We start from the raw sequence: 11,997 nt of genomic DNA, 5'->3' as shown, positions 1-11,997 counted from the left end.
GACGGTGGGATGCGCTCGGCGGTGAACGCGGACCTGGCCCGGGGCGCGCAGCGGGTGGTGGTGCTGGCGCCGACGGCGGCGGCGTTCGGGCCGATGCCCCGGTTGTCGGCGCAGGTGGCGGCGTTGCGGGCGGCGGGGTCTCAGGTGGCGGTGGTGGCGCCGGACGCGGCGGCGCGGGCGGCCATCGGGCGCAACGTGCTGGACCCGGCGCGGCGGGCGGCGGCGGCGCGGGCCGGTCGGGCGCAGGCGGCGGCGGTGCGCGACGAGGTGGCCGCGGTGTGGGGTTGACCTCTACGCTCGCCGCGTCGGTGTCGAGGGTGGAGGTGCGCGGTGCTGGGTGTCGGGGACGTGGTGGCGGACTTCGCGCTGCCGGACCAGACGGGCACGGTGCGGCGGTTGTCGGAGCTGCTGGCGGCGGGTCCGGTGGTGCTGTTCTTCTACCCGGCGGCGATGACCCGCGGCTGCACCGCCGAGAGTTGCCACTTCCGGGACCTGGCGGCGGAGTTCGCGGCGCTCGGCGCGCAGCGGGTGGGGATCAGCCGCGACCCGGTGGCCAGGCAGGCGGAGTTCGCCCGGCTGCACGGGTTCGACTATCCGCTGCTGTCGGATGCCGACGGCGCGGTGGCCGAGCGGTTCGGGGTGCGGCGGCGGTTGCCGCTGGGCGCGTTGAGCACCCGGCGGGTGACGTTCGTGATCGGCACCGACCGCCGGCTGATCGAGGTGGTCCACAGTGAGCTGAGCATGACCGGGCACGCGGACCGGGCGTTGCGGGCGCTGGGTGGGTGATCCCCCGCCGCGGCGCTGTCGCAGCCGGCTGGTATCAAGGCAGGCATCAAACAGGTGTACGGAAGAGGTTGCTGATGGGTGCCGCTGGCCAGGGGTTGTCCGACGACGATGTGCGCAGCTTCCGGGAGGCGTTGGCGGCCGGCCGTAAGCCGAAGGTGGTGTTCACCGCCGCGGCGGGGCAGATCGCCGGGCAGGTCGGTCAGGTGGTGGAGCTGACCGACCCGGCGGCCTCGGAGGAGTTCGTGGTGGTGCGGTTCGGCCGCGACGAGTTGCCGTTCTCCCCGGCGGACGTGGCGGTGGCGCCACGCGGCGCCGGGCGCAAGGCGGCGGCGGAGCCGCAGCCCGAGCCGGAGCCGCCGGCCGCGCCGGCGGAGCCGGAGTTCGTGTTGGACCGGGTGCCGGCGCCGCGGCCGGCGCGGCGGGAGGAGTCGAGCGTGCAGACGGTGGAGGCGGCCAAGCCGGCGCGCCGGGCGGGCAAGGCGGCGAAGCCGAAGGGCCCGGCCGGGTTGACGGTGACCCTGGCGTACGCCGACGGCGAGTGGACGGTGGCGGCGCAGCAGGGCAGCAAGGCGCTGGCGAAGCCGTACGTGGTGAAGCCGGCGGAGGCGCTGCGGATGGTGGCGCTGGTGGACGTGCCGGGGGTGCACGAGGCGGTGGAGCAGATCCTGGCCGCCGAGCGGGCCGAGGCCGAGCAGCAGGCCGAGAAGCTGCGCGCCGAGCTGGCGGAGATCGAGGCCCGGCTGGCGGAGCTGCGCGAGGCGCACTGAGGCGACGCGGCGGCGGGGCGGGTGGCGGTGGCGCCGCCCGTCCCGCCGCCGTTTTCGCCGGTCAGGGGCGGCGCTGCCGGTGGTGGGTGAGCAGCTTGCCGAGCAGCCGGGTGAGCTGGCCGCGTTCGGTGGCGGTGAGCGGGGCGAGCAGGGTGTCCTGGACGGCGGCGAGGGTCTCCCCCATCCGGCGCAGCTCACGTTGCCCGGCCGGGGTGATGGTGATGACGTTGCGGCGCCGGTCGGCGGGGTCGGGCGCGCGCACGACGAGGTCTTTGGCGGCGAGTTCGTTGACGGTGGCGACGACGTCGCTGCGGTCGATGCCGCCGCGCCGGCCCAGGTCGGCCTGGCTGGCCGGGCCGAACTCGTCGAGCGCGGCGAGGATCCGGTAGTGGTAGCCGCGGGCGCCGATGCCGCCGAAGCCCTCGCTGACCAGCCGGCCGGCGTGGGCGGCGGTCTGGGTGAGCAGCCAGCTCGGGGTGGTACGCAGTCGGGTGGGCGTTTCCGACTCGCCGGTGTGGTCCATGGGGTGAGCCTAACCGGATTGTTGGCCGGACCCACGAACCCGCTGCCGTCGGCGCTCCCCGCGGACGTGACCTGACCGGTCGCCGGTCAGAGTGCCGCGGTCAGCCGCTCGACGACGGCGGCGGCCGGGCCGGTGGTGGCCTGCCGGTAGCCGGTGCCGGCCCACAGGTGCACCCGCTCCGGGTGCCCGGCCGCGGCGGCCGCCGCCCGCATCGCCCGGGTCAGGTGGTGCAGCTCCGGGTAGCCGAGCGGCGCGTGCGGCTCGTACCGGTCGATGAAGGCGTTGCGCAGCCCGCGCGCCGGCCGTCCGGTGAACGCGCAGGTGAGGACGGTGCCGGTGCGGGCCGGGTCGGCCAGCGCGTCGCGGTGGGTGCGGCTGGCGCCGCTCTCGTCGGTTCGCAGCAGCAGCGTGCCGACCGCCACCGCGGCCGCGCCGGCGGCGAGCAGGTCGCGCACGTCGTCGGGGCCGGCCACGCCGCCGGTGGCCAGCACGGGCAGGCCGGTCGCCGCGGCCGCGGCGCGTACCAGCGGGCCGGTGGAGACGGGCGGGGCGGGCCGGCGGGGGGTGTGGGTGCCGCTGTGCCCGCCGGCCTCGGTGCCCTGGGCGACGAGCCCGTCGACGCCGAGGTCGCGGGCGGCGCGTGCCTCGTCGGCGGAGGTCACGGTGACCAGCACCCGGGTGCCGGCGCGGCGCAGCGCGGCCACGGCCGCCGGGTCGGGCAGCCCGAAGGTGAAGCTGACCACCGGCACCGGGTCGGCGAGCAGCAGGTCGATCTTGTCGGCCCAGTGGTCGTCGTCGTGCACCGGTGCCGCGGCGGTCAGGTCGAGGCCGTACGGCTCGGCCTCGGCGGCGATGCGGTGGGCGTAGGCGCGGAAGGTGGCCTCGTCGATCTCGCGGGGGCCGGGCACGAACAGGTTCACCCCACACGGGGTGCCGGTGGCGCGCAGGTCGGCCAGGTCCGCGGCGACCGCCTCGGCGGTGCGGTAGCCGGCGGCGAGGAACCCGAAACCGCCGGCCGTGGTGACCGCCCGCACCAGCGCGGGGGTGGTGGCGCCGCCGGCCATCGGGGCGCCGACCAGCGGCGTCGCGCTGGCGAACAGGGCACGCCAGGGTTCACCGGTCACCGGCTCACCCTAGCCGCGCGTCGGCCGGCCCGCCCCGGGGAGTGGGCGGGCCGGCGCGGCCGGGGAGGTGTCAGTGCTGCGGGATGTGCGCGACGCCGATCCGCTTGCGGAACACCCAGTACGTCCAGCCCTGGTAGGCCAGCACGATCGGGGTGAACACCACCGCCACCCAGGTCATGATCTTCAGGGTGTAGGGGGTGGAGGCGGCGTTGCTGGCGGTCAGCGTGCCGGCCGCGTCCAGGGTGGACGGCAGCACGTTCGGGAACAGCGCCGCGAACAGGGTCGCCACGGCCAGGCCGATGGCCACCGCGGTGCCGGTGAACGCCCAGCCCTCCCGGCGTACCCGGGCGGCGGCGAGACCACCGAGCAGGGCGAGCGCCGCGGCGACGGCGAGCACGACGGCGGCCGCGCTGGAGCGGATGCTCAGCGTCCAGGTCAGGAAGGCCACCGCCAGCAGCGCGGTGCCGACGCCGAGGCGCACCGCGAGGGCGCCGGCCCGCTCGCGCACCTCACCGACGGTCTTCAGCGCGATGAACACCGCGCCGTGGGTGAGGAACAGCGCCGCGGTGGTGGCGCCGCCGAGCAGGGCGTACGGGTGGAGCAGGTCGAGCAGGCCGCCGACGTACTCGTGGTCGGCGTCCAGCGGCACGCCGCGCAGGATGTTGGCGAAGGCCACCCCCCACAGCACCGCCGGCACCAGCGAGCCGAAGAAGATCGCCGCGTCCCAGCGCCGCTTCCAGGACGGCTCGGGGCGCTTGTGCCGGTACTCGAAGGCGACGCCGCGGGCGATCAGCGCGAGCAGGATCAGCAGCAGCGGCAGGTAGAAGCCGGAGAAGAGGGTGGCGTACCACTCGGGGAAGGCGGCGAACATGGCGCCACCGGCGGTGATCAGCCACACCTCGTTGCCGTCCCACACCGGCCCGATGGTGTTGATCAGGACGCGGCGTTCCCGGTCGTCGCGGCCGAGCACGGGCAGCAGCATGCCGACGCCGAAGTCGAAGCCCTCCAGGATGAAGTAGCCGGTGAACAGGACGGCGACGAGCAGGAACCAGATGGTCGTGAGTTCCACGGTGGTCTCCGGTGGTCAGTAGGCGAAGGCGAGCGGGCGCTCGGCGTCGTCGTGGCTGTCGTCGATCTCGGGTGCCGGGGTGAGGTCCGGTACGCCGGCCTTGGCGTAGCGCAGCAGCAGCTTGACCTCGATCACCGCGAGGGTGGCGTAGATCAGGGTGAACGCGGTGAACGAGGTGAGCACCTCGGTCAGCGAGACGCTGCGGGAGACGCCGTCGCGGGTGAGCATCTCGCCGAAGACGATCCACGGCTGGCGGCCCATCTCGGTGAAGATCCAGCCGAACGAGTTGGCGACCAGGGGCAGCAGCGGCATGGCCAGGCCGGCGCGCAGCAGCCACCTGCTGGTCGGGGTGCGGCCCTTGCGCTGGCTCCAGAGCACCAGCAGCGCGATCGCGGCGGCGGCCAGGCCGAAGGCGATCATGAAGCGGAAGCTCCAGTAGGTGACCGGGATGATCGGGGTGTAGCTGCCGGCGCCGTACTGGGCGGCGTACTGGGCCTGCAGGTCGTTGATGCCGTGCACGGTGCCGTTCGGGTCGCCGGTGCCGAGCCAGGACAGCAGGTACGGGATCTTGATGGCGAACAGTTCCCGGCTGCCGTCGAGGCTGCCCACGGTGAGCACGGAGAAGGAGGCGGGGCTCTCGGTGGTGTAGAGGCCCTCGGCGGCGGCCATCTTCATCGGCTGCACCTCGGTCATGATCTTGCCCTGGATGTCGCCGGTGATGACCACGCCGGCGGTGGCGATCAGGGTGACCCAGGAGCCGAACTTGGCGGCGAACCGGTAGGCCGGGGTGTCGGCCGAGTCGCGGTTGCGGATCAGGTGCCACAGCGCCACCGCGACCAGCAGTGACCCGGCGACCAGGAACGCCCCGGCGATGGTGTGCGGGAAGGTGACCAGGGCGACCTTGTTGGTCAGCACCGCGAGGAAGTCGGTGAGTTCGGCGCGGCCGGTCTCCGGGTTGATCCGGTAGCCGACCGGGTTCTGCATGAACGAGTTCGCGGCCAGGATGAAGTACGCCGACAGGTTGGTGCCGATCGCGGCGGCCCAGATGGCCGCCAGGTGCAGCCGCTTGGGCAGCCGGTCCCAGCCGAAGATCCACAGGCCGATGAAGGTGGACTCCAGGAAGAAGGCGACCAGCGCCTCGATCGCGAGCGGGGCGCCGAAGATGTCGCCGACGAAGCGCGAGTAGTCGCTCCAGTTCATGCCGAACTGGAACTCCTGCACGATGCCGGTGACCACGCCCATCGCGAAGTTGATCAGGAAGAGCTTGCCGTAGAACTTGGTCAGCTTCAGGTACTTCTCGTTGCCCGTGCGGTGCCACAGCGTCTGCAGGATGGCGACCAGCACGGACAGGCCGATGGTCAGCGGTACGAAGAGAAAGTGGTAGACGGTGGTGACACCGAACTGCCAGCGGGCGACGTCCAACGCGTCCACCTGCAACCCCCAGGCTGTCATACTACGAGACGTAGTAAATACTACTGCGGGTCGTAGACGAATCGGCAGGGCCGGGGGTCCCGAACCGGACCGGGACCAATGACCTTGATCACCCCGGCCGGCCGGCCCCTGGTCACCACCCCGTCCGGCGCGGCGCGGCCCGCCCTGGCCCCCGGCGGCGGGACCGACCGTGCGACCATTGCGCGCTGATGGACACCGCCCGCTCCCCCTGGCAGCCGCCGCTGATCTGGCGCGCCGCCCAGCTGCTCGCCCGTGTCGTCGTCGCCCTGCTGGCCCGCCTGGAGGTCACCGGGAGCGTGCCGGCGCAGCTGCGGCGCGGGCCGCTGATCCTGGCCGCCAACCACATCAGCCCGTTCGACCCGGTGGTGATGGCCGCCGCCTGCCGGGCGGCCGGCGTCGCCCCCCGGATCATGGCCACCGGCGGGCTGTTCCGCGCGCCCGTCGTCGGGGCCGCGATGCGCCGCGCCGGGCACATCCGCGTCGAGCGGGGCAGCAGCGCCGTGCACCAGGCCCTCGACGACGCGGCGGCGGCGGTCGCCGGCGGCTCGGTGATCCTGGTCTACCCCGAGGGGCGGATCGGCCTGGACCCCGGCATGTGGCCCGAACGCGGCAAGACTGGCACCGCCCGGCTCGCGCTGGCCTGCGGCGCCCCGGTGATCCCGGTGGCCCAGTGGGGCGCGCACGAGGTGCTGCCCTACCGTGCTCCGAAGGGGCTGCTGCGCGGGATCGCCCGGTCCGTGCTGCGCCGCCCGGTGATCCGGGTGCATTTCGGCCGGCCGGTCGAGCTGATCGACCTCGCCCACGGCGTCCCCGGAGCGGCCCGGCGGGCCACCGACCGGATCATCGACGCGCTCACCGACGAGCTGGTCCCGCTGCGTCCCGACGAACCCGACCGACCCCGGTACGTCGATCCCGGCCGCCCGGCCGACACCAGCCGCTCCCACCGCCGCCGCCCCCCGGCCTGACCGGCTCGGCGCGGCGAGGGCGGGCTGCCGCCGCCCGGTCACCCGCGGGTCATCCGGTGCCGGCATACTGCGCTGCGTGCTGACCGCCCACCCCTACCTGGACGCGCCCGCGCCGCTGGCGTTCGCCCACCGCGGCGGGGCCGCCGAGGGCGCCGAGAACACCACCGAGGCGTTCGCCCGCGCGATCGGCCTCGGCTACCGGTACGTGGAGACCGACGTGCACGCCACCGCCGACGGCGTGGCGGTGATCTTCCACGACCCGACGCTGGAGCGGGTCACCGGCGAGCGGGGGCGCATCGCCGCGCTGCGCTGGGCCGATCTCGCCTCGGTACGGGTCGGTGGCGCCGCCGTGGTGCCCCGCCTCGACCAGGTGCTCGACGCCTGGCCGCAGGTCCGGTTCAACATCGACGTCAAGGCCGACGGCGGCGTCGACCCGACCGTGGCCACCGTGGCGCGGGCCGGCGCCGGCGACCGGGTGCTGCTCGCCTCGTTCAGCGACGCCCGGCTGGCCCGGCTGCGCGCGCTCACCGAGGGCCGGGTCGCCACCGGCCTCGGCATGCGCGGGGTGGCCCGGCTGCGGATGGCCTCGCTGCACGGCCGGCCGCTGCGGCTGCCGCCGTCCGTGGTCGCCGCGCAGGTGCCGGTGCGCTACGGGCGCCTCCGCGTGGTGGACCGACGGTTCCTGCGCTTCGCCCACCGCCTCGGCCTGCAGGTGCACGTCTGGACGATCGACGAACCCACCGAGATGCACGAGTTACTTGATCTTGGAGTGGATGGCATCATGACCGATCACGTCGGCGTGCTGCGCGACGTCTACCGCAGCCGCGGCCACTGGGCCGCCTGACCCCCGACGAGGAACCGATGGCCGAGACCGCCACCCCCACCGTGGGCGACGCCCCCGCCCCGGCGAGCACCCGCCGGGAACGCACCGGCTGGTACGTCTACGACTGGGCCAACTCCGCCTTCCAGACCACCGTCATCACGGTGTTCCTCGGCCCGTTCCTGACCACCGTCACCGAACTGGCCGCCGGCTGCGAACTCGGCGCGGACAGCTGCGACGGGTTCGTCTACCCGCTGGGCATCAAGGTCGCCGCCGGCTCGTACTACCCGTACCTGATCTCGCTGTCGGTGTTCCTCACCGTTTTCGTGCTGCCGGTGATGGGCGCGATCGCCGACCGGTCCCTGCACAAGAAGCGGCTGCTGGGCGGGGCCGCGTTCACCGGCGCCGGGGCGACCGTGGCGATGGCCTTCGTCACCGGCGACCGCTACCTGCTCGGCGGGGCGCTGTTCCTGATCGCCAACATCAGCTTCGGCGCCGCCATCGTGGTCTACAACTCGTTCCTGCCGCAGCTCGGCGGACCCGACGAACGCGACGGCATCTCCAGCCGCGGCTGGGCGCTGGGCTACCTCGGCGGCGGGTTGTTGCTGGCCGGCAACCTGGTAGCGGTCACCCTGCTCAGCGAGGACGGCAACCCGCAGCGCACGCTGGACCTGGCCCGCTGGTCCATCGTGTCGGCCGGCGTGTGGTGGGCGCTGTTCACCCTGGTGCCGCTGCGCTGGCTGCGCGAGCGGCCCACCGCCGCGGCGCTGGCCGGCGCCGGTGGCAACGTGTTCACCGACGGGTTCCGCCAGCTCGGCCGCACCCTGCGCGAGATCAAGGCGTACCCGCTGACGCTGTTCTTCCTGCTCGCCTTCCTGGTCTACAACGACGGCATCCAGACCGTCATCACCCTGGCCAGCCAGTACGGCACCGAGGAGCTGCGGCTGGGGCAGAGCACTTTGATCACCACCATCCTGCTGGTGCAGTTCCTCGCCTTCGGCGGCGCGCTCAGCCTGGGTGCCCTGGCCCGCCGCATCGGCGCCTGGAAGACCGTGCTGCTGAGCCTGGTGCTCTGGACCGGTGTGATCGTCGCCGCGTTCCGGCTGCCGGCCGAGGCGCCGCTGCCGTTCATGGTCCTCGGCGCCGCCATCGGCCTGGTGCTCGGCGGCAGCCAGGCGCTGAGCCGGTCGCTGTTCAGCCAGCTCATCCCCGCCGGCAAGGAAGGCGAGTACTACGGCTTCTACGAGATCAGCGACAAGGGCACCAGCTGGCTCGGTCCGCTCGCGTTCGGCCTGGTCTTCCAGCTCACCTCCTCCTACCGGGTGGGCCTGGTCTCCCTGCTGATCTTCTTCGTCGTCGGGTTCCTGCTGCTGCTGGCCGTGCCGATCCGCCGGGCCATCGTGGCCGCCGGGAACACTCCGCCGCGGGTGCTCTGACCGGCACCCTCCGGATCCGATCGGGTCGATCGGTTAGGCTGCCCGACCGTGACCGACGACGCCGCCGCCCTGACCTGCCTGGCCCGCCCGCTGCCCGGCCCGCACGACACGCCAGCGGGCTGCGCGGCGGCGCGCGGGGTGGACGGACGGCCACTGCACGCGGCGGCGTTGAAGTTCTTCTGGGGGCCGATGGACTGCGGAAAGTCCACGATGGCCCTGCAGATGAACTACAACCACTCCCGGCAGGGCCGCCGCGGCCTGGTCACCACCCGCATCGACCGCTCGTTGGGCCCGCGGGTCACCACCCGCATCGGCCTGACCCACGACGCGATCGAGGTCACCGACGACCTCGACCTGCGCGCGCTGGTGCGCGACACCTGGGCCGAGGGGGTCCGGGTCGACTACCTCATCTGCGATGAGGCCAGCTTCTACAGCGTCGAGCACGTCGAGCAGATGGCCGAACTCGTCGACAGCTACGACGTCGACGTGTACGCCTTCGGCCTCGCCACCGACTTCCGCTCCTGCCTGTTCCCCGCCGCGCAGCGGCTGTTCGAACTGGCCGACGAGGTGGCCCGCATCCAGGTCGAGGTGCTCTGCTGGTGCGGCCGGGAAGGGCTGCTCAACGCCCGGGTGGTCGGCGGCCGGGTGGTGCGCGAGGGCGCGCAGGTCGTCATCGGTGACACCGTCGACACCGCCGAGGTGCGCTACCAGGTGCTCTGCCGGCGGCACTACCGCGCCGGCGACCTCGGCCCACGCCACTGACCGGCCCACGCCACTGACCGGTCCGGCCACCGCCCGCCGCTGCTCAGTACGGGTCGCCGCAGACCCGCCAGCCACCGTCCTCGTTCACCACGGACAGCGTCCGCTCCTCGGTGGCGCCGCTGTCGCGGGTCAGCCGCACCGACACCGTGCCGTGCGGGCGACCCCGCCGGGTGGCCACCGACACGTCGACGATCTCGTAGTCGCTGACCACCGGCGGCGTACGCACCCAGCTGGTGAAGCCGATCTCGCTCCACCGGGTACGCGCGTCGGCGCACAACCGCTCGTACGCCCCGTCGGTGTCGCCCGCGGTCACCTGCCGCAGGAACCCGTCGGCGGTCTCCCGTACCGGCCCGCTGGCCCGGGTCACCACCTGCACGTTCCAGGCGCCCAGCCCGGCCACCCCGACGCAGCACAGGGCCACGCCCATACCGGCGAAGACCAGCCCGGCGCGCAGCGGGCGGCGCCGCCGCGCCGGCCGGCTCCACCGCTGCTCAGCGCCCACATCTGTCGACGGTAGAGAATCATCGCCGGCCGCGCGTGGGAAAGTCGCCCGTCGGCGTGCCTCACGGTTCGATCAGGCCCGCCCGGATGGCGTAGCGGGTCAGCTCCAGCCGGTCGCGCAGACCGAGCTTCTGCAACAGGTTCGCCCGGTGCCGTTCCACGGTCTTGACACTGATGAACAGCAGCCGGGCGATCTCCTTCGAGGAGTGGCCCTCGGCGACCAGCTTGAGGATCTCCTCCTCGCGCTCGGTGATGGCCCGGGCCGGCGGTTCGGCGCCCTGCGCGCTGCGCTCTAGGAAGTTGCGGATCAGCGCGTTGACCGCGCCCGGGTAGAGGAACGGCTCGTCGCGCATGGCCGCCCGGCACGCCTCCACCAGGTCCCGGTCGGCGACGGACTTGAGCACGTAGCCGTTCGCGCCGGCCTTCAGCGCCTCGAAGAAGTACTGCTCGTTGTCGTACATGGTCAGGATCAGGATGCGCAGGTCGGGCTGCTGGCGGGCCAGTTCCCGGGCGGCCTGCAGACCGGTCATCCGGGGCATGGCGATGTCCAGGATGACCAGGTCGGGGCGCTCGGTGGCGGCCAGGCTCAACGCCTCCGCCCCGTCACCGGCCTCCGCCACCACGGTCAGGTCCGGCTCGCTGTCGAGTATCAGCCGCACGCCCCGGCGGACCAGCGCGTGGTCGTCGGCGAGCAGGATCCGGGTGGTCACGAGCCACCGTCCCGCTCGGCCACCGGGACGGTCAACCGCACCTCGGTGCCGCCGCCCGGCGCCGGGCCCACGCTCAGCTGGGCGCCGATCAGCAGGGCCCGCTCGCGCATGCCCCGGATGCCGGTGCCCTCCGCGGCGGCGCCGATGCCCCGCCCGTCGTCACGGACCCGCAACCGCACGGCCCCGGTACGGCGCTGCAGCGACAGCTCCACCGTGGTGGCCTTGCCGTGCCGGACGGTGTTGGTCAGCGCCTCCTGGGCGACCCGGTAGAGCACCAGCTCCGCCTCGCTGCCGAGGGCCGGCAGGTCCGCGGCGAGCTGCTGCTCCACGGTCAGGTCGGTGTGCCCGGTGATCTCGCTGACCAGCGCCTTCAGCGCGCTGACCAGCCCCAGCTCCTCCAGCACCCCCGGGCGCAGCCGGCGGGCGATGCGGCGGATCTCGTCGAGGCTGTCGCGGGTGGTCTCCTGCACCTGGGCCAGCTGCCCGCGCAGCGGGTCGGGGGCGTGCCGGGCCACCTGTTTGAGTTCGAGCAGCACCGCGGTCAACGTCTGGCCGACCTCGTCGTGCAGCTCCTGGGCGACCCGGCGCCGTTCGGCCTCCTGGGCGGAGAGCGCGGCAGCGGCGCTGGCCGCCCGCTCCGCCTCCAGCCGGTCGATCATGGCGTTGAAGGCGTGGATCAGCTCGGCGGTGCCGCCGGGACCGCCGGGCACCAGGCGCGGCTCGGGCTGCAGCAGGTCGATGGTGGCCATCGCCCGGGCCAGCCGCCGCAGCGGCGCCAGGCCCACCCGCAGCAGCGCGGCGTTGGCGACCAGCATCGCGATGAGCCCCACGGTCAGCACCACGGCCTCGGTGAGCAGCACCGGGGTGGAGACGGTGACCGGGCCGAGCAGCAGCAGCGTGGCGGTGACCAGCACGGCGGCGTTGAGCAGGAAGATCCGCCAGAACAGCGACACCCGTACGCCCTCCTTCCCCCGACTCGCCGCCGCCCGGACCGCGTCCGCGGTCGGGAACCGTCTTGCCAGCCTGTCCGGCGTCGGCGGCCGGTGTAAATGCGTGGCCACACCCATTTGCCCGCGCTGGCC

The 11,997-nt window shown here is 73.7% G+C and carries 13 protein-coding genes and 1 pseudogene; 7 read left to right on the top strand and 7 right to left on the bottom strand.

Annotated features, from left to right (window positions below; all coding sequences use genetic code 11):
* The 3 genes and pseudogenes from DLJ47_RS29795 to DLJ47_RS29785 form a co-directional block, all read left to right on the top strand.
* Positions 1 to 288 (top strand): annotated as a pseudogene (locus DLJ47_RS29795) (patatin-like phospholipase family protein); the annotation flags it as partial.
* A 42-nt stretch (positions 289 to 330) separates the two neighbouring features.
* Entirely contained in the window at positions 331 to 786 is a 456-nt protein-coding gene (locus DLJ47_RS29790) for a peroxiredoxin (RefSeq protein ID WP_274703366.1), read from the top strand.
* Between the two features lie 74 nt (positions 787 to 860).
* Positions 861 to 1,553 carry a hypothetical protein gene (locus tag DLJ47_RS29785; RefSeq protein ID WP_109904955.1) on the top strand — a complete coding sequence of 231 codons (693 nt, stop codon included), beginning with the start codon at positions 861 to 863 and terminating at the stop codon, positions 1,551 to 1,553.
* Positions 1,554 to 1,614: 61 nt separating this feature from the next.
* On the opposite strand, the gene DLJ47_RS29780 is transcribed toward DLJ47_RS29785, so the two are convergent.
* From DLJ47_RS29780 to DLJ47_RS29765, 4 genes are all read right to left on the bottom strand, one after another.
* Positions 1,615 to 2,076 carry a MarR family winged helix-turn-helix transcriptional regulator gene (locus DLJ47_RS29780; RefSeq protein ID WP_109904953.1) on the bottom strand — a complete coding sequence of 154 codons (462 nt, stop codon included), beginning with the start codon at positions 2,074 to 2,076 and terminating at the stop codon, positions 1,615 to 1,617.
* An 86-nt stretch (positions 2,077 to 2,162) separates the two neighbouring features.
* Positions 2,163 to 3,200, bottom strand: coding sequence for an NAD(P)H-dependent flavin oxidoreductase (locus DLJ47_RS29775; protein ID WP_233258086.1), 1,038 nt, complete (start codon positions 3,198 to 3,200; stop codon positions 2,163 to 2,165).
* A gap of 70 nt (positions 3,201 to 3,270) precedes the next feature.
* Positions 3,271 to 4,269, bottom strand: coding sequence for a cytochrome d ubiquinol oxidase subunit II (gene cydB / locus DLJ47_RS29770; protein WP_109904951.1), 999 nt, complete (start codon positions 4,267 to 4,269; stop codon positions 3,271 to 3,273).
* A gap of 15 nt (positions 4,270 to 4,284) precedes the next feature.
* A complete protein-coding gene (locus DLJ47_RS29765) occupies positions 4,285 to 5,700 on the bottom strand; it encodes a cytochrome ubiquinol oxidase subunit I (protein ID WP_199236059.1) in 1,416 nt (471 codons plus the stop codon).
* Between the two features lie 209 nt (positions 5,701 to 5,909).
* On the opposite strand from DLJ47_RS29765, the gene DLJ47_RS29760 reads away from it, so the two are divergent.
* From DLJ47_RS29760 to DLJ47_RS29745, 4 genes are all read left to right on the top strand, one after another.
* Complete coding sequence (locus tag DLJ47_RS29760) at positions 5,910 to 6,686, top strand: lysophospholipid acyltransferase family protein (RefSeq protein WP_109904947.1); 777 nt, start codon at positions 5,910 to 5,912, stop codon at positions 6,684 to 6,686.
* A 76-nt stretch (positions 6,687 to 6,762) separates the two neighbouring features.
* On the top strand, positions 6,763 to 7,530 hold the full coding sequence (locus DLJ47_RS29755; RefSeq protein WP_109904945.1) for a glycerophosphodiester phosphodiesterase: 768 nt from the start codon (positions 6,763 to 6,765) through the stop codon (positions 7,528 to 7,530).
* A 17-nt stretch (positions 7,531 to 7,547) separates the two neighbouring features.
* On the top strand, positions 7,548 to 8,942 hold the full coding sequence (locus tag DLJ47_RS29750; protein ID WP_109904943.1) for an MFS transporter: 1,395 nt from the start codon (positions 7,548 to 7,550) through the stop codon (positions 8,940 to 8,942).
* A gap of 48 nt (positions 8,943 to 8,990) precedes the next feature.
* Complete coding sequence (locus DLJ47_RS29745) at positions 8,991 to 9,704, top strand: thymidine kinase (RefSeq protein ID WP_109904941.1); 714 nt, start codon at positions 8,991 to 8,993, stop codon at positions 9,702 to 9,704.
* Positions 9,705 to 9,747: 43 nt separating this feature from the next.
* Here DLJ47_RS29745 and DLJ47_RS29740 read toward each other — a convergent pair whose 3' ends face one another.
* The 3 genes from DLJ47_RS29740 to DLJ47_RS29730 form a co-directional block, all read right to left on the bottom strand.
* Complete coding sequence (locus DLJ47_RS29740) at positions 9,748 to 10,206, bottom strand: Rv0361 family membrane protein (RefSeq protein WP_088993834.1); 459 nt, start codon at positions 10,204 to 10,206, stop codon at positions 9,748 to 9,750.
* A gap of 61 nt (positions 10,207 to 10,267) precedes the next feature.
* A complete protein-coding gene (locus tag DLJ47_RS29735; protein ID WP_109904939.1) occupies positions 10,268 to 10,915 on the bottom strand; it encodes a response regulator in 648 nt (215 codons plus the stop codon).
* Entirely contained in the window at positions 10,912 to 11,868 is a 957-nt protein-coding gene (locus DLJ47_RS29730) for a HAMP domain-containing sensor histidine kinase (RefSeq protein ID WP_109904937.1), read from the bottom strand. Before DLJ47_RS29730 ends, DLJ47_RS29735 begins: the two co-directional genes overlap by 4 nt.
* Positions 11,869 to 11,997: the final 129 nt, after the last annotated feature.

The sequence above is a fragment of the Micromonospora sp. S4605 genome, from assembly GCF_003176715.1.
GTDB classification, from domain to species: Bacteria; Actinomycetota; Actinomycetes; order Mycobacteriales; family Micromonosporaceae; genus Micromonospora; species Micromonospora echinaurantiaca.
Note: the sequence above shows the minus strand (reverse complement) of the source record. Positions and strands in the feature narration are given on the sequence as shown.